Annotated in this window: 17 protein-coding genes and 2 pseudogenes; 13 read left to right on the forward strand and 6 right to left on the reverse strand. The window is 59.8% G+C overall.

What is annotated here, in order from left to right; all coding sequences use genetic code 11:
- Positions 1-36 precede the first annotated feature (36 nt).
- On the reverse strand, positions 37-621 hold the full coding sequence (locus HBN79_RS06405; RefSeq protein ID WP_169916459.1) for a DUF6436 domain-containing protein: 585 nt from the start codon (positions 619-621) through the stop codon (positions 37-39).
- A 108-nt stretch (positions 622-729) separates the two neighbouring features.
- On the opposite strand from HBN79_RS06405, the gene HBN79_RS06410 reads away from it, so the two are divergent.
- Positions 730-1671 (forward strand): alpha/beta hydrolase, encoded by a 942-nt coding sequence (locus HBN79_RS06410; RefSeq protein WP_094999701.1) that lies wholly within the window; start codon positions 730-732, stop codon positions 1669-1671.
- A 19-nt stretch (positions 1672-1690) separates the two neighbouring features.
- On the opposite strand, the gene HBN79_RS06415 is transcribed toward HBN79_RS06410, so the two are convergent.
- On the reverse strand, positions 1691-2443 hold the full coding sequence (locus tag HBN79_RS06415) for a hypothetical protein (RefSeq protein ID WP_095017878.1): 753 nt from the start codon (positions 2441-2443) through the stop codon (positions 1691-1693).
- A gap of 153 nt (positions 2444-2596) precedes the next feature.
- Between HBN79_RS06415 and HBN79_RS06420 the strand changes: the two genes are divergently transcribed.
- Genes HBN79_RS06420 through HBN79_RS06430 form a run of 3 tightly spaced genes read left to right on the forward strand, consistent with a single transcriptional unit; the run spans position 2597 to position 4479 of the window.
- Positions 2597-3232, forward strand: coding sequence for a 2OG-Fe(II) oxygenase (locus HBN79_RS06420; protein WP_094999699.1), 636 nt, complete (start codon positions 2597-2599; stop codon positions 3230-3232).
- Entirely contained in the window at positions 3229-3723 is a 495-nt protein-coding gene (locus HBN79_RS06425) for a DUF523 domain-containing protein (protein ID WP_094999698.1), read from the forward strand. The genes HBN79_RS06420 and HBN79_RS06425 overlap by 4 nt, the downstream gene beginning before the upstream one ends.
- Positions 3724-3765: 42 nt before the next feature.
- The gene (locus HBN79_RS06430) at positions 3766-4479 is read left to right on the forward strand and encodes a carbonic anhydrase (RefSeq protein ID WP_094999697.1); all 714 of its coding nucleotides are present in this window, start codon (positions 3766-3768) and stop codon (positions 4477-4479) included.
- A 116-nt stretch (positions 4480-4595) separates the two neighbouring features.
- Here HBN79_RS06430 and HBN79_RS06435 read toward each other — a convergent pair whose 3' ends face one another.
- Positions 4596-5231, reverse strand: a complete 636-nt coding sequence (locus tag HBN79_RS06435; protein WP_094999696.1) for a hypothetical protein — start codon at positions 5229-5231, stop codon at positions 4596-4598.
- 346 nt (positions 5232-5577) lie between these two features.
- Between HBN79_RS06435 and coxB the strand changes: the two genes are divergently transcribed.
- The 9 genes and pseudogenes from coxB to HBN79_RS06480 all read left to right on the forward strand — a co-directional run bounded on the left by coxB (position 5578) and on the right by HBN79_RS06480 (position 13858).
- A complete protein-coding gene (gene coxB / locus HBN79_RS06440) occupies positions 5578-6702 on the forward strand; it encodes a cytochrome c oxidase subunit II (RefSeq protein ID WP_130872193.1) in 1125 nt (374 codons plus the stop codon).
- Positions 6703-6784: 82 nt separating this feature from the next.
- Positions 6785-8373 (forward strand): annotated as a pseudogene (gene ctaD, locus HBN79_RS06445) (cytochrome c oxidase subunit I).
- 130 nt (positions 8374-8503) lie between these two features.
- On the forward strand, positions 8504-9076 hold the full coding sequence (locus tag HBN79_RS06450; protein ID WP_095017881.1) for a cytochrome c oxidase assembly protein: 573 nt from the start codon (positions 8504-8506) through the stop codon (positions 9074-9076).
- Positions 9077-9088: 12 nt separating this feature from the next.
- Entirely contained in the window at positions 9089-9976 is an 888-nt protein-coding gene (locus tag HBN79_RS06455) for a cytochrome c oxidase subunit 3 (RefSeq protein ID WP_094999692.1), read from the forward strand.
- Positions 9973-10710 carry an SURF1 family protein gene (locus HBN79_RS06460; RefSeq protein ID WP_094999691.1) on the forward strand — a complete coding sequence of 246 codons (738 nt, stop codon included), beginning with the start codon at positions 9973-9975 and terminating at the stop codon, positions 10708-10710. Before HBN79_RS06455 ends, HBN79_RS06460 begins: the two co-directional genes overlap by 4 nt.
- Positions 10685-11278: a hypothetical protein gene (locus HBN79_RS06465; RefSeq protein WP_169916460.1), complete on the forward strand. Its 594-nt coding sequence runs from the start codon at positions 10685-10687 to the stop codon at positions 11276-11278. The genes HBN79_RS06460 and HBN79_RS06465 overlap by 26 nt, the downstream gene beginning before the upstream one ends.
- A gap of 11 nt (positions 11279-11289) precedes the next feature.
- Positions 11290-12273: pseudogene (locus tag HBN79_RS06470) on the forward strand (COX15/CtaA family protein); the annotation flags it as partial.
- 53 nt (positions 12274-12326) lie between these two features.
- Entirely contained in the window at positions 12327-13226 is a 900-nt protein-coding gene (cyoE, locus tag HBN79_RS06475) for a heme o synthase (protein ID WP_094999688.1), read from the forward strand.
- Positions 13223-13858: an SCO family protein gene (locus tag HBN79_RS06480; protein ID WP_095026812.1), complete on the forward strand. Its 636-nt coding sequence runs from the start codon at positions 13223-13225 to the stop codon at positions 13856-13858. The genes cyoE and HBN79_RS06480 overlap by 4 nt, the downstream gene beginning before the upstream one ends.
- A 138-nt stretch (positions 13859-13996) precedes the next feature.
- Here the strand turns inward: HBN79_RS06480 and HBN79_RS06485 are convergent, their stop codons facing one another.
- The 3 genes from HBN79_RS06485 to HBN79_RS06495 form a co-directional block, all read right to left on the reverse strand.
- Positions 13997-14767 carry a MetQ/NlpA family ABC transporter substrate-binding protein gene (locus HBN79_RS06485; protein WP_094999686.1) on the reverse strand — a complete coding sequence of 257 codons (771 nt, stop codon included), beginning with the start codon at positions 14765-14767 and terminating at the stop codon, positions 13997-13999.
- Between the two features lie 81 nt (positions 14768-14848).
- Positions 14849-15523 carry a methionine ABC transporter permease gene (locus HBN79_RS06490; RefSeq protein ID WP_094999685.1) on the reverse strand — a complete coding sequence of 225 codons (675 nt, stop codon included), beginning with the start codon at positions 15521-15523 and terminating at the stop codon, positions 14849-14851.
- Entirely contained in the window at positions 15523-16530 is a 1008-nt protein-coding gene (locus tag HBN79_RS06495; RefSeq protein ID WP_094999684.1) for a methionine ABC transporter ATP-binding protein, read from the reverse strand. The genes HBN79_RS06490 and HBN79_RS06495 overlap by 1 nt, the downstream gene beginning before the upstream one ends.
- Positions 16531-16707: the final 177 nt, after the last annotated feature.

Genomic DNA, 16707 nt, shown 5'->3' on the forward strand with positions numbered 1-16707 from the left:
CAACTCCTTGTTCTGGTCGTACGCGCCGGGGCGATATCAGTGGGCGGCGCTTTTATCTTGCCAGGAGCAGTAACAGCCCACCGCCATGGTATGGGTGGCCTTGACCGGGCGACCTTCGCTCAGGGCTTGCAGGATGGGTTCTATGAAACTGTTGCTGGCGTTGCAGGTGGCCCCTTCGCTGTAGGGGCCAAAGTAGGCCAGTTGGCCACTGCGGTCCCAGATGGCCACGGCCGGGCTGGCACTCACATGCTCGGCGCCGGGCAGGCTGGCCAGCGCCTTGATCGCGCCCAGGGTGGCGGGTAATTGACCGTGAGTGCCGGGCTTTTGCAGTGAGTAGAATTCGACGCCTTGGGGCGCGTAATGAGCCAGCAGCTCGCCAAGGTGCTGCTGGTTGCCGACGTTGCAGGGGCACGCCGGGTCCCAGAAGTGCACCACGCGAATGGCACCCGGACCCGACAGTTCGGCGGGCAGGCTCAGTACATCCCCGGAGAACAAAGCGGCCTGATCACTGAAGGCACGGATATAGCGGCCCTGGAACCAGTCGTAGGCCGTCCACAACCCCACCGCGCAGATCAGCGTCAGCAGGCAGGCCAACAGGGTTTTGAACGGGGGCACCGGCATTGGAAAGCTCCTTGAAGGCCGCGTAGCTTGCCATGCTTGACCTGACAGATGAATATTGAAGGTCTATAAAGCCTGTTTTGCGCGCCTGCGCCCTGTCTGGAAGCCTCTATGCCTGCCCTGTTTTCTCCCGATTCCTTGCGCGCCAGCCTGCAGCCGCTGGCTGCGGGCCAGCCGTTATCGAGTGAAGCCCTGGCGTATCAGCGTTATTACGGTCTGGATTTTCCCCATCGTCAGGCGCCAGTCAAACGTCAGTTGGGGCGCTTCACTGCGGGGGGTTACGAGATCGTCAGTCAGGTGTGGTGGCCAGCCTCGTCACCCGTGGCGACCTTGTTTGTGATTCACGGGTTTTACGATCATATGGGGCTTTACCGGCATGTGATCGAATGGGGGCTGGACCACGGATTTGTAGTGATCGCCTGTGATCTGCCGGGGCACGGGCTGTCCAGTGGCGAGCGGGCCAGTATCGACGATTTCGCGCGGTACCAGGCGGTGCTGCAAGGCCTGTTTATCGAAGCGCAATCATTGCAGTTGCCGCAGCCCTGGCATCTGTGCGGGCAAAGCACGGGGGGAGCGATTGTGCTCGATCACCTGTTGCGCTGCGGTGCGCAAAGCCCGGCACAGGGCCAGGCAATACTGCTTTCGCCCCTGGTGCGACCCAAGGGCTGGAGCTGGTCGAAACTCAGCTACTACCTGCTGCGCCCGTTCGTCAAAGGCATTGCCCGGCGTTTTAGCGAAAACTCCAACGACCCGGCTTTTTTGCCGTTTCTGCAAGCCGACCCTCTGCAACCGGTGCGCTTGCCGACGGCCTGGGTGGGTGCCCTGGCGCGCTGGATCCCGCGAATTGAAGGCGCGGCACCGAGTGCGCGGCAGCCGCTGGTGATTCAGGGCCAGGACGATAAAACGGTGGATTGGCAGCATAACCTTGAGGTGCTCAAGGCCAAGTTCAATCAGCCGCAGACACTGCTGTTGCCTGAAGCCCGGCACCATCTGGCGAATGAAACGCCCGAGATACGTGCGCGATATTTCGCTTTTCTGGACAAGTATTTCTGAGACCCTGAAGGGCGCTGTCCTATGGGTTCAGGTTGGCAGTGCTTTGCCCCACTGCCAGCCCGGCGCGAACCGCTGCCAGGGCTGCTTGATAATAGGTCTTGCCTTCAGGCGATTGCGCAAAGGTAACGAACTCTTCCAGCTCCGGGTCAGACAGATCGCGATACACGTAGAGCAAGGTGTTATCCAGCTCGCCGCCGATCTGATCCATCAACCGCTGGCGCTGCCCGTTCAACATGCTCTGCGCTTGCCCGCCACCCAATAGCCCCGGGATCATCGAACTCAAGCTGTCCGCGGCAACACCGGCAATCGCCAGGCTGACTTCGGCCCCGGCTTCACGGGCAGGCAGTGCGCGAGACAAATGATTGATCAGCAACTGGCGGGTAGCGTCGGCGTCCATGCGCGGCAGGCCCTGCGCATGCATGGCCAATTGATCGCGGCGCGTGGCCAACAGCTCGGCGGCGACAATTTTGCCGCCCAATGGCGAGCGGAAAAACACCAGCGCCGGCTTCGGATCAGGCAAGTTGTTACGCATCTGTTCCTTGGCCCGCTTATCCATCGCCGCAGGTGCAAAACGCTGGCTACTGTTGTTGACCAACGCCTGGTAGACCGCTGGCGGCAAATTGTTGCGATAACGCTCCTGAGCAGCGCCCAGCGCATCATTGAAGTGCTCACGTTGCTGCGGCCAGCCGGCGACCGTAAACAGATCATCAAGGTTGTCTGCCCATGCGGGTAACGTACAAAACATCATTAACAGTAAAAACAAGCGGCGCATGAGGGGCTCCTGTCTGCAGGGCGCTATTGTCCGGGTGTGGCGTAGGACTTGTCGAGAATTCGTCTCGCTCATATGGGCATTAAAGCGTGCAGGTGATTTATTTCGACATTGCCAGCTAGACGGAGCTGTCAGATTTTGAGGCGGCTCGATACTATGCGCGCCATGCAAATACCCTCTGATCACCCGCTGTTGCTACGCATCGTCGACGACCTGTATACGCAGGGATGGTCACAGCAAAATATTTTCCTGCCCGAGGCTCTGACCCTCGAACTGGCGGCTGAGTGCCATAAACGTTCAGCTGAAGGCGAACTGACCCCGGCAGCGGTCGGCCGCGGTGTGACTCAGGAGGTACGCGAGGGAATACGCGGTGACCATATCCAATGGCTGGAGCCGGGAGAGGCGCTGGCTTGCGACAGTTACCTGGGGTTAATGGAAAGCCTGCGAATCGCCATGAATCGCAGGCTTTTTTTGGGCCTGGAGGACTTTGAAAGCCACTTTGCGCTCTACCCGCCCGGTGCGTTTTACCTCAAGCATCTGGACCGCTTTCGGGATGATGACCGGCGCATGGTTTCGGCTGTGGTCTATCTCAACCAGGGCTGGCTGCCCGAGCATGGTGGGCATTTGCGCATGTACCTGGACGGCGATATCGACTATGACGTGTTGCCGACCGGCGGGTGTCTGGTGGTCTTTCTCTCGGGCGAAATCCCCCATGAAGTCATGCCTGCGACCCGTGACCGTCTGTCGTTGACCGGTTGGTTTCGCCGTCGTGCCACCGAGGTGTTTGTATGAGCCCCAAAGTACTGGTCAGTCGCTGCCTGCTGGGGCATCGCGTGCGCTACGACGGCGGCGCCAGCGGCCCCTATGCACTACTGGCGCAATGGCAGGCCGAAGGCCGGGTGATTGCCTTGTGCCCGGAAGTGGCGGGCGGCTTGCCCACGCCACGCGCTGCAGCAGAGATCCCCGGCGGCCAAGGGGTCGAGGTGCTCGCGGGTAAGGCTGCAGTCATTACCACTGAAGGCGAAGACGTAACCGAGGCGTTTGTGTCCGGCGCGCGTCAGGCACTGGCGCTGGTTGAGCGCCACGGCATCCGCATTGCCATTCTCAAGGCCAACAGCCCGTCCTGCGGCAATCGACTGACCTATGACGGCAGCTTTAGGGGTGTCAAAGTCGAGGGGCAGGGCGTGACTGCAGCCTTGCTGACCCGTGCAGGGGTGCAGGTATTCAGTGAGCTGGAGCTCGAAGAAGCGGCCAAAGCACTGGGTGTTTTGACGCAGAAATGAGTTCAGGTAATATCCGTCATCACATTGCCCAGGGATACAACGATGACTGACAAGCCTAAATCGCAGCCCTCGGCCGCAGCTGAAAGTGCCGATTCAGCACTGCACCATATCGTTGATGGTTTTTTGCACTTTCATCACGAAATCTTCCCTGAACAAGAAGCCTTTTTCAAAAAGCTGGCCACGGCGCAAAACCCCCGTGCGATGTTTATTGCCTGTGCCGATTCGCGCATCGTGCCGGAGCTGATCACCCAGAGCGCACCGGGCGATCTGTTCGTGACCCGTAACGTCGGCAACGTTGTACCGCCTTACGGTCAGATGAACGGTGGTGTTTCCACGGCGATCGAGTACGCGGTACTGGCACTGGGCGTGCAGCACATCATCATTTGCGGGCATTCCGATTGTGGCGCGATGCGCGCCGTGCTCAACCCCGCCAGCCTGAAAAAAATGCCGACGGTAAAGGCCTGGTTGCACCACGTGGAAGTGGCCAAGACCATGGTGCAGGACAACTGCAACTGCGCCAATGAATCTGAAAGCATGCACGTGCTGACGGAAGAGAACGTGATTGCCCAACTGCAGCACTTGCGCACGCACCCGTCGGTAGCGTCGCGTATGGCCAATGGGCATCTGTTTATCCATGGCTGGGTCTACGACATCGAAACCAGCGCAATCAAGGCCTACGACGCCGACAAGGGCGAATTCCTGCCACTGGACGGCACCAGCCCGATCCCGAGCGCGACGCCCAAAGCGCGGTTTTAAACGCGCATGAGCGGTGGGAGCGGGCTTGCTCGCGATTGCATCAGCGCGGTATGTCAGTTAAACCGCAGCGTCTGCATCGCAGGCAAGCCAGCTCCCACAAAAAGCCTGCAAAAATCTTACAACGCCAGGCCAACGCCCAATTGCTTGGACAGGCACGGCCAGCGCTTCCAGGCTGCGCCCGTTTCAGGGCTGGTCAGGCGCTCGCGATAGGCTTCGACCGACTCCAGGGCAAAGCTCTCTTCGTTGAGCATCAGGTCAACCGCATGATGCACGGCGGCATCCAGCTGGTTGGCAAAGTCTTCGCCAATCAACTGGTGGGCGATCAGGTTGGCCACGGTCATGTCCAGCGGAATCAACGGCTGCTGGAAGTGCTTGATATAGAGGTCGTTGACCTCTTCGACCAGGCGGTGCGCCAGGTACGCTTCGTCCAGCAAACCCTCCAGCCCTTCGTGGCCAACGAGCAGCGGCAATGGCTGGGCAAAGAATTGCTCGGCGATTTTCAGGATCGGCTTGATCTGCGACTCGATACCGGCCTCGCGAGCGACTTCATTGGCCGCATCGAGCAAGTCGGGCACCTGGTCGATATAGGCGCTGACGAAACGCGTCATCACCACATTACGGTCGACTTCAGGCAATTGGATGGCGGTGTGAAGGTGTGGCAATTGAGCGGCCAGATGCTTGGCGAGCAGGCCCGTTTCAGCCTCATGGTCTTGGGCACGCGAGATCTGCACGCGGATGGCGGCGGTGTTCATGGGAACTCCAGGGGGGTGCTAGACAGGGGGGTACTTTTAAAAAAGTAGCCCTCTCAGGTCAAGGAGAGGGGTTTTTCAGGGGGAGTATTGTCATTCATTTTGTGACCGGGCAGTGAGTGCCATTTGTCGATGGCCCCTTATTTCATTGTTTTGGCCCCTTATATTGCGGGGCCGGGCCCTGTGTCTATACTCGTTTTTGTAACCGTTATTCGATGACGCCCGACTGCTTGAGCAGACGAGGCTCGGCGGTAAGGAACAGCTGGTTGGAACACCGCCCCCTTGTAGCGCTGCCCGTGTACAGATGCAGACCGGCGCAATAACAAGAAAAATAAAGGGGAACACCGCGATGCGACATCCACAGTTATGGATGGGCCTGCTGTTGTGGTCAGTGTTCAGCCAGGCACAAGCGGCCTGGACCGTGAATATGACGCCAGGTGCAACCGAAGTCAGTCATGCGGTCTTCGACCTGCACATGACCATCTTCTGGATCTGTGTGGTGATCGGCATCATCGTCTTCGGGGCCATGTTCTGGTCGATGATCGTTCACCGTCGCTCCACCGGCCAGGAACCGGCCAAGTTTCATGAGAGCACCAGAGTCGAAATCCTGTGGACAGTCATCCCCCTGCTGATCCTGATCGCCATGGCGGTGCCAGCGACCCGCACCCTGATCCATATCTATGACAGCAGTGAATCGGATGTGGATATCCAGGTCACTGGCTATCAGTGGAAATGGCATTACAAATACCTGGGCCAGGACGTCGAGTTTTTCAGCAACCTGGCCACCCCCGCCGACCAGATCCACAACCAGGCCCCCAAGGGCGAGCATTACCTGCTCGAGGTCGATGAACCGCTGGTTTTGCCCATAGGCGCCAAGGTGCGGTTTTTGGTGACCTCGGCCGATGTCATCCATTCCTGGTGGGTGCCGGCTTTTGCAGTCAAACGTGACGCCATTCCGGGGTTTATCAACGAGGCCTGGACCCGCGTCGAGAAGCCTGGCCTTTACCGCGGCCAGTGCGCCGAACTGTGTGGCAAGGACCACGGCTTTATGCCGATTGTGGTTGATGTCAAAACCAGGGCCGATTACGACGCCTGGTTGACCGAACGCAAGGCCCAGGCCGCGCAACTCAAGGAGTTGACCAGTAAAGAGTGGACCCTCGACGAGTTGGTGGCGCGTGGCGACAAGGTCTATCACACCGCCTGCGTGGCCTGTCACCAGGCTCAGGGCCAGGGCCTGCCGCCGATGTTCCCGGCACTCAAGGGTTCTCCTGTTGCCACCGGCCCTGCCGCCGACCACCTGCACCGCGTGTTCTTCGGCAAACCGGGTACCGCCATGGCCGCTTTCGGCAAGCAACTGTCGGAAGTCGACATCGCTGCGGTGGTGACTTACGAGCGCAACGCCTGGGGCAACAACAAGGGCGACATGGTGACACCAAAAGACGTGCTGGCGCTCAAGCAGGAACAAGGCAAATGAGCCGCCCGGGGATGTGTGCACGTAACGGTCGGGGGCAATCTGCCACTGGCTTCTTGGTCCAGCTGTTTGCAGGAGTCAGGACATGAGTGCTGTTATCGATGACCACGGCCATGCAGACGGTCAGGCCCATGGCCCGGCCAAAGGCCTGATGCGCTGGGTGCTGACCACCAACCACAAGGACATCGGCACCTTGTACCTGTGGTTCAGCTTCTGCATGTTTCTGCTTGGCGGCTCGTTTGCCATGGTGATTCGCGCCGAGCTGTTCCAGCCCGGCCTGCAGATCGTGGCCCCGGCCTTTTTCAACCAGATGACCACCATGCACGGTCTGATCATGGTCTTCGGCGCGGTGATGCCGGCGTTTGTCGGCCTGCCAACTGGATGATCCCGCTGATGATCGGCGCACCGGACATGGCCTTGCCACGGATGAACAACTTCAGCTTCTGGCTGTTGCCCGCCGCATTTTTACTGCTGGTTTCGACGCTATTCACCGCCGGGGGTGGGCCCAACTTCGGCTGGACGTTCTACGCGCCGCTGTCCACGACCTACGCACCCGAAAGCGTGACCTTTTTCATTTTTGCAATCCATTTGATGGGCATCAGCTCGATCATGGGCGCGATAAACGTGATCGCCACCATCCTCAACCTGCGCGCCCCCGGCATGACCCTGATGAAAATGCCCCTGTTTGTCTGGACCTGGTTAATCACTGCCTTTCTGCTGATTGCGGTAATGCCGGTGCTCGCGGGTGTGGTGACGATGATGCTGATGGATATCCACTTCGGCACCAGCTTTTTCAGCGCCGCAGGTGGCGGTGACCCTGTGCTGTTCCAGCATGTGTTCTGGTTTTTCGGCCATCCCGAGGTGTACATCATGATCCTGCCGGCCTTCGGTGCCGTCAGCGCGATCATTCCAACCTTCTCGCGCAAGCCGCTGTTTGGCTACACCTCGATGGTCTACGCCACGGCCAGCATCGCCTTCCTGTCGTTTATCGTATGGGCGCACCATATGTTTGTGGTGGGCATTCCGCTGGTGGGCGAGCTGTTCTTCATGTACGCCACGCTGCTGATCGCGGTGCCCACCGGGGTCAAGGTGTTCAACTGGGCCAGCACCATGTGGCAAGGCTCACTGACCTTTGAAACGCCGATGCTGTTTGCCGTGGCCTTTGTGATTCTGTTCACCATCGGCGGGTTTTCCGGGTTGATGCTGGCCATTGCCCCGGCGGACTTTCAGTACCACGACACCTATTTTGTGGTGGCGCATTTCCACTATGTGCTGGTGCCGGGGGCAATCTTTGGCATCTTCGCTTCGACCTACTACTGGCTGCCGAAATGGACCGGTCACATGTACGACGAAACCCTGGGCAAGCTGCACTTCTGGCTGTCCTTTGTGGGCATGAACCTGACGTTCTTCCCGATGCACTTTGTCGGACTGGCGGGTATGCCGCGGCGGATTCCGGACTACAACCTGCAATTTGCCGATTTCAACATGGTGTCGTCGATTGGTGGGTTCATGTTTGGAGCGACGCAGTTTTTGTTCCTGTTTATTGTCATCAAATGCATCCGCGGTGGGCCGCCAGCACCGGCCAAGCCGTGGGACGGCGCCGAAGGTCTGGAATGGAGCGTGCCTCCGCCCGCGCCGTACCACACCTTTACCACGCCGCCGGAAATCAAGTGAAAGGCCAAAGGCCCCTCACCCCAACCCTCTCCCAGAGGCAGAGGGAGCAGATTGGCGGTGCTCTTGAGGCCGCCTGCGGTCAGTCTCCTCTCCCTTTGGGAGAGGGGCTTTTGCTCCAAGGAGATCAAGCGTGAACAACTCAACCCCCATCAAACGCCTGGTCCTGCGCCTGTCGCTGCTGGTGGTGGTGATGTTTGCCTTCGGCTTTGCCCTGGTGCCGATTTACGACGTGATGTGCAGGGCCTTTGGCATCAATGGCAAGACCGCCGGGCAGTACGAAGGGGAGCAAGTGGTCGACCCGAGCCGTCAGGTACGGGTGCAATTCCTGTCTACCAATGCCATCGACATGGTGTGGGAGTTCTACCCCAAGGGCGATCAACTGGTGGTCAATCCGGGCGCGGTCAACGAGATGGTCTTTGTTGCCTACAACCCTACCGGTCAACCGATGTCAGCGCAGGCAGTGCCGAGCATTTCGCCCGCCGAAGCGGCCCGGTACTTCCACAAGACCGAGTGCTTTTGCTTTACCCAACAGGTGCTGCAACCGGGTGAACGGATCGAAATGCCCATGCGCTTTATCGTCGATCAGGCCATGCCCAAGGATGTGAAACACCTGACGCTGGCTTACACGCTGTTCGATATCACCGCTCGCCATCCGCCCGTCGCCGCCATCGCCGGCAAGGCCGCTGACCAGCCTTCCCGATAAGGAGAACGCCCCATGGCAACTCACGATCAGTACTACGTCCCGGCGCAAAGCAAGTGGCCGATCATTGCCACCATTGGCTTGCTGGTCACGGTGTATGGACTGGGGACATGGTTCAACGATCTGAAGGCGGCGCGGCCTGAATCCCACGGGCCGCTGATCTTTTTCGTCGGCGGTCTGATCGTTGCCTACATGATGTTCGGCTGGTTTGGCGCGGTGATCAAAGAGAGTCGCGCCGGGCTTTACAGCTCGCAGCTCGACCGCTCCTTTCGCTGGGGCATGACCTGGTTTATTTTTTCCGAGGTGATGTTCTTTCTCGCCTTTTTTGGTGCGCTGTTTTATGTACGCCACTTTGCCGGCCCGTGGTTGGGGGGCGAAGGCAGCAAGGCAGTGGCACATATGCTGTGGCCCGACTTTCAGTTCACCTGGCCACTGCTGCACACCCCCGACCCTGCCCTGTACCCGCCCCCCAAAGGGACCATCAGCCCGTGGGGCTTGCCGCTGCTCAACACCGTATTGCTGGTCAGTTCCAGCGTCACCCTGACCATCGCCCACCATGCATTGAACAAAGGCCATCGCGGCGCGCTGAAGTTCTGGCTGGGGCTGACGGTGTTGCTGGGTGCAGGCTTCCTGGGGTTCCAGGCCGAGGAATATGTCCACGCCTACAAAGAGCTGGGTTTGACTCTGGGCTCAGGCATCTACGGTGCGACCTTCTTTATGCTCACCGGTTTTCACGGTGCCCACGTGACCATCGGCGCGCTGATTTTGCTGATCATGCTGATCCGTATTGTGCGCGGTCACTTCAATGCCGAGCACCAGTTCGGATTCCAGGCCGCAACCTGGTACTGGCATTTTGTTGATGTTGTGTGGCTCGGCCTGTTCTTGTTTGTTTACGTGCTATGACGCGCTTTCGCCCTGGTTTTGCCCCCACGCTGGTGGTGTTGGCGGTGCTGCCGCTGCTGGTGTTTCTGGGCTTCTGGCAGCTTGACCGGGGCGAGCAAAAGCGTGAGTTGCTCAACCACTACGCCGAGCGTCAGGTGGCTGCACCGGTGACCGTCGGGCAATTGCTCACCTTCGATGATCCGGCCTTTCGCCGCGTGCAGCTGCGCGGCCATTTCGACGGTCAACACAGCCTGCTCCTGGACAACCGTATGCGCGATGGCAAGGTCGGTGTGGAGTTGCTGCAGCCCTTTCAGGATCAGGCCAGCGGCCAGTGGCTGTGGCTTAATCGCGGCTGGTTGCCATGGCCGAGCCGCCTTAAGCCACCCGAGTTCAGCACCCCGGAGCAGATACTGGATATTCAGGCCTGGGTCTACGAATCACCGGGAGCGCCCTTCCAGCTGCACCCCGACCCGCTGGGCGCACCCTGGCCACGGCTGGTGACGGCTGTGATGCCAGCCAAACTGTGGGCCGAACTGGGCCGTGAAGGCTTTGCCGACGAGGTGCGCATCGCCCCCGGGCCCGCAGCGTATCTGGCCGACTGGCCACTGATCTCCACGGGCATGGGCCCGGAAAAACACACCGCCTATGCCGTGCAATGGTTCGCCATGGCACTGGCGTTACTCGGTCTTTATCTGTATCTCGGCTGGCACACTGCTCAGGAGAAACGCCATGGGAACGGCCATCAATCCGCCTGAAAGCACACGCACCCTGCCCCCGACCACACGACGGCGCGGGCGCTTGCAACTGATCCTTATTTTGCTGCTCACCGTCGGCCCGATGGTGCTGGCCACGTGCATGTACCAACTCAAATTCTGGCTGCCCGAAAGCCGCAGCTACCACGGCGAGCTAATCGGCAACGGGCAAAGCCGCGCTGCCCTTGGGGTGACGGCCGATGAACAACGCTGGCAGCTGCTGGTGACCGCGCCTCAGGGTTGCGCTACGGATTGCCAGCAACTGGTGTACCTGGCCCGCCAGCTGCAGATCGGCCTGGGTCGCGATGCCTCCCGCGCAACCCACGCACTGGCAGCGGCACACCCCGTAGATGCGGCCTACGCGGCCAAGCTGCAACTCGAATACCCGCAACTGCAGCGCTACGCCCTGGACCTGCCAACTTATACGCAGGGTGCCGAGGGCAACGGTGCAGCGCAACTGTGGATCATCGACCCCCACGGCAATCTGGTGCTGCGCTACGCCTACGGGGTGATCGGCAAGGACGTGCTCAACGACCTGCGCCTGCTGCTGAAGCTGTCCAATATCGGATAGAGGGCTACGCCATGGCCAAAGCCGGATTTCGTCTCGCCTTGCTTGCCACCTTGCTGGCGCTGGTGGTGGTGCTGCTCGGCGCCTACACCCGCCTGACCCATGCAGGGCTGGGCTGCCCTGACTGGCCGGGCTGCTACGGTTTTATCAGCGTGCCCAAGACCGAGGCGCAACTGGCCCATGCCGAGCTGCATTTTCCCGATACCCCGGTGGAGGCCGATAAAGGGTGGAGCGAGATGACCCATCGTTACTTCGCTGGCACCCTGGGCCTGTTGATCGCACTGCTGGCGGCCCGGGCCTGGCGGCAGCGGCACTTGCCCGATCAGCCGCTCAAGCTGCCGCTGTTTATCCTGCTGGTGGTGATCGCCCAGGCGGCCTTTGGCATGTGGACGGTGACGCTCAAACTATGGCCGCAGGTTGTCACCGGGCATCTGCTCGGCGGCTTTGCCACCTTGAGTTTGCTGTTTTTGCTGACCTTGCGCCTCTCTGGCGTATTGCCCGCGCTGGCGGTACCGCGGCGTTTGCAACGTTGGGCCAGCGCCGGGCTGATGCTGGCAATCCTGCAGATCGCATTGGGGGGATGGGTCAGCTCCAACTATGCCGCCGTGGCGTGTGTTGATGTGCCGACCTGCCATGGCCAATGGTGGCCTGAAGCCGATTTCGCCAATGGTTTTCATCTGACTCAGCACATTGGCCCCAACTATCTGGGTGGGCAACTGGACAGCGAAGCCCGTACAGCGATTCACCTCACCCATCGTTTGGGCGCCATGCTGCTGACCGGCGTGCTGCTGGGTCTGGCCTGGCAATTGCGCAAGGTCGGCATGAGCCGTCTTGCGGGGTTACTGCTGGTGGCGCTGGCGGCACAGATCGGCCTGGGCCTGAGCAATGTGCTGTTTGGCTTGCCGCTGGCAGTGGCGGTGGCCCACAACGCCGGGGGTGCGGCTTTGCTGCTGACCCTGGTGCTGGTCAATTACCACGCACGCGCAGTGCTGGTACGGGCCCGGGCGCCACGATTTTCCCGCTGGACCTACAGCCTCAAAGGAGAACAACCGTGGCGACCTTGATGGGCGAGCAGGCACAGCGGGCGTTGTGGCGCGATTATCTGGAGCTGACCAAGCCCAAGGTGCTGGTCTTGATGCTGATTACGTCGCTGGTGGGCATGTTCCTGGCGACCCGCGCCGGCGTGCCCTGGCCGGTGCTGATCTTCGGCAATCTGGGCATCAGCCTGTGTGCCGGTGCTGCGGCCGCGGTCAATCATGTAGTGGACCGGCGCATTGACGCCGTCATGGCCCGCACCCACAAGCGCCCGCTGGCACAGGGGCGAGTGTCGCCGGTTGCTGCGCTGACCTTCGCTCTGTTGCTGGCGCTGGCGGGCATGGGATTGCTGCTGGTGTTTACCAATCCGCTGACAGCCTGGCTGACGCTGGCGTCGTTGCTCGGCTATGCGGTGATCTACACCGGTTTTTTGAAACGGGCCACACCGCAAAATATCGTTATCGGGGGGCTCGCCGGGGCTGCCCCACCGCTGCTGGGTTGGGTGGCGGTTACCGGGCAGGTCACCGCCGAGCCGTTGCTGCTGGTGTTGATCATCTTCGCCTGGACCCCGCCGCATTTCTGGGCCCTGGCCATTCATCGCAAGGAAGAATACGCCAAGGCCGATATCCCGATGCTGCCGGTCACTCACGGCGAACACTACACCAAGGTGCATATCCTGCTGTACACCTGTGCCCTGCTGGCAGTGAGTCTGCTGCCGTTTGTGATCCATATGAGCGGCTTGCTCTATCTGGGCTGTGCGCTAGGGTTGGGCGCACGCTTTCTGCATTGGGCGTGGGTGCTGTACCGTGGCACCCAGCCGCACGCGGCGATCAACACGTTCAAGTACTCTATCTACTACCTGTTCCTGCTGTTTATCGCGCTGCTTGTCGACCACTATCTGATGTTGAACCTATGACTAAAATTCAAAAGACCGTCTTTATTCTCGTTGCGCTGGTGGCCTTGGTCATGGGCCTGACGTTTAACAAAATGATGTCGGGTAAAAACCAGGGCGATAACACGTCGCTGATCGATGCCGGGATCATTTTGCTGCCGCAAAGCCGCCAACTGCCGGACGTGACGATGACCAACCAGGATGGTCAGCCGGTGGTGATGAACGCGCTGAAAGGCAAGTGGAGCATGCTGTTTTTTGGCTACACCTTCTGCCCGGACATTTGCCCGACCACCCTCGCCCAACTGCGCCAGATCAAAAGCGAGCTACCCAAAGAGGTACAGGACAAGCTGCAGATCGTGCTGGTCAGCGTTGATCCCCATCGCGACACGCCGCAGCAGCTCAAGCAATACCTGGGCTACTTTGACCCGCAGTTTGTGGGGCTGACGCCGGGCTCCATTGAAGAGCTGCAGACACTCGCCAACGCGGTGAGCATCCCGTTTATTCCCGCCGATACCAGCAAGGCGAACTACACGGTGGATCACAGTGGCAATCTGGCGCTGATCGGGCCGGACGGCACTCAGCGAGGGTTTATCCGCGCACCGTTCAACAACCAGAAGATGGTTGCCCAGTTGCCGGGATTGGTTGAACGCAAGTAAGGAGGGGGGCTGCAGGTTACTGGGTGGGCGCTGGCTTGCCTGCGATGCAGGCGACACGGTCTTTCAGACAAACCGCAATGATGCCATCGCGAGCAAGCCCGCTCCCACAGAGGGGCGGGATTGCTCCGACAGTGGGTGTCAGAACGCCGGAACGATGGCGCCTTTGTACTTCTCAAGAATGAACGCTTTCACTTCCGGGCTGTGCAGGGCTGCAACCAGCTTTTGCATGTCAGCCGAGTCCTTGTCATCCGGGCGAGCCACCAGAATATTCACGTAAGGCGAGTCGCTGCCTTCGATGACCAGTGCGTCTGTTTCCGGGTTCAGCTTGGCTTCCAGCGCGTAGTTGGTGTTGATCAGCGCCAGATCAACCTGGGTCAGCACCCGTGGAATGGTGGCTGCTTCCAACTCGCGGAACTTCAGCTTCTTGGGGTTGGCGGTAATGTCTTTGGGGGTCGACAGGATGTTGGTCTTGTCCTTGAGCGTAATCAGCCCGGCCTTATCCAGCAACAACAGCGCACGGCCGCCGTTGGTGGCGTCATTCGGGATCACCACGGTAGAACCGTCTTTGATTTCATCCAGCTTTTTGTACTTGCTCGAGTAAGCGCCCAGCGGCTCCAGGTGAACGGCTGCAACGTTGATCAGGTGGGTGCCCTTGGCCTTGTTGAACTCATCCAGGTACGGTTGGTGCTGGAAGAAGTTGGCGTCCAGGCGCTTTTCGGCCACCTGCACGTTTGGCTGGATGTAGTCGGTGAACACCTTGACCTTGAGGTTTACACCCTCTTTGGCCAGTGCAGGTTTCACGAACTCCAGGATTTCGGCGTGAGGCACTGGGGTGGCCGCAACCGACAGATCGCCCGCGTGGGCCGAGAACGCCGCAACAGCGGCCACAGCAGCAAATAACTTCTTCATGCAGCAACTCCTTGGGAATACCTGAAATCAGGTATCTGCCAGCCACAGGCTGGCGGTTACGTTTATTAATCCGGGGGGTACTTACTTGCGCGAAAAATGCACCACCAGCCTGTCGCCAACGGTTTGCAGAATCTGCACCAGAATCAGCAGCAGCACCACCGTGACGATCATCACGTCGGTCTGGAAGCGCTGATAACCGAAGCGGATCGCCAGATCGCCCAGACCACCTGCGCCCACCACACCGGCCATCGCGGTGTAGCTCACCAGGGTAATGGCGGTCACGGTGATCGCCGCAAAGATACCAGGGCGCGCCTCAGGCAACAGGGCGCTGGTGATGATCTGCCGCGTGCTGGCGCCCATGGCCTGGGTCGCCTCGATGATGCCGCGGTCCACTTCACGCAAGGCAGTCTCCACCAGACGGGCGAAGAACGGCGTGGCGCCGACCACCAGTGGTGGGATGGCGCCGGCAACGCCCAGCGAGGTGCCGGTAATCAGTACCGTGAAGGGGATCATCACAATCAGCAGGATGATGAACGGCAGCGACCGCAAAATGTTCACCGCCAGCGAAAGAAAGGCATACACCGCCTTTTGTTCAAACAGTTGGCGCGGGCTGCACAAAAACAGCAGCACGCCCAGCGGCAGGCCCAACACGATGGTAAACAGCAGCGAACCGCCGAGCATCATCAGGGTGTCGCCGGTAGCCAGCCAGATTTCCAGCCAGTCGATATTGGAGAAAAAACTCAAGAAAGCGTCCATTAGCGCAGCACCTCCATATGAACGTCAGCGGCAACGAAGCGGGCGAACGCCGCTTTCATATCGCCACCGGTGATGGCGAGGGTCAATTGCCCATAAGGGGTGTCTTTGATGCGGTCAATACGACCGGCCAGGATGCTGTAGTCCACACCTGTTTCGCGGGCGATGGTGCCCAGCAGCGGTGCGTAGGTAGCTTCGCCCTGGAAGGTCAGGCGTACGATGCGACCAGGTACATGAGCGAAATCGTCGCGCTGCTCACTCTCGTCGATCTGCTCGTCTTCCTGCACAAAACGTTTGGTGGTCGGGTGCTTGGGGTGCAGGAATACATCGGCCACCGGGCCTTGCTCAACGATCACCCCCGCGTCCATCACTGCCACTTCGTCACACACGCGACGGATAACATCCATCTCGTGGGTGATCAGCACGATGGTCAACTTCAGCTCACGGTTGATCTCGGCCAGCAATTGCAGCACCGAGGCGGTGGTTTGCGGGTCGAGGGCGCTGGTGGCTTCGTCGCACAGCAACACTTTTGGCTTGGTGGCCAGCGCACGGGCAATGCCCACACGCTGTTTTTGGCCGCCTGAAAGTTGCGCCGGGTATTTTTTGGCGTGATCAGACAGGCCCACGCGCTCGAGCAACTCTGCAACGCGCTTATCAATGGCACTGCGGGACAATTCACCGGCCAGTGTCAGAGGCATCGCGACGTTATCGGCCACGGTCTTGGAAGCCAGCAGGTTGAAGTGCTGGAAAATCATGCCGACCTGCTGACGGAAACGGCGCAGGCCGTTGGCGTCCATCGCGGTTACGTCTTCGTTATCGACGATGATTTTGCCGCCGCTCGGCGTTTCGAGGCGGTTGATCAGGCGCAGCAATGTACTTTTACCCGCACCGGAGTGGCCTATCAGGCCGAACACCTGGCCGCTCTCAACACGCAAAGTGGTGGAGTGCAGCGCGGGGATGTCCTTACCGGCAACCCGGTAAGTTTTATGAACGTTATGAAACTCAATCACGTAGCGAACCTTGTGGGCGCGTAAATAGAAGTTCAGCGGTAAGCCGGGCGCGCATTTTAGCCTGTCCGTATAGATGCACTTAGCATTTATTTGCGCACAAACCTTTGATTTGGCAATAAGACGACTAAAGGTCAGAAAAAAGGAACGACGGTAACGGCCACACGTCAGTACTTAGGC

Source organism: Pseudomonas sp. WS 5051 (assembly GCF_012985715.1).
GTDB classification, from domain to species: Bacteria; Pseudomonadota; Gammaproteobacteria; order Pseudomonadales; family Pseudomonadaceae; genus Aquipseudomonas; species Aquipseudomonas bubulae.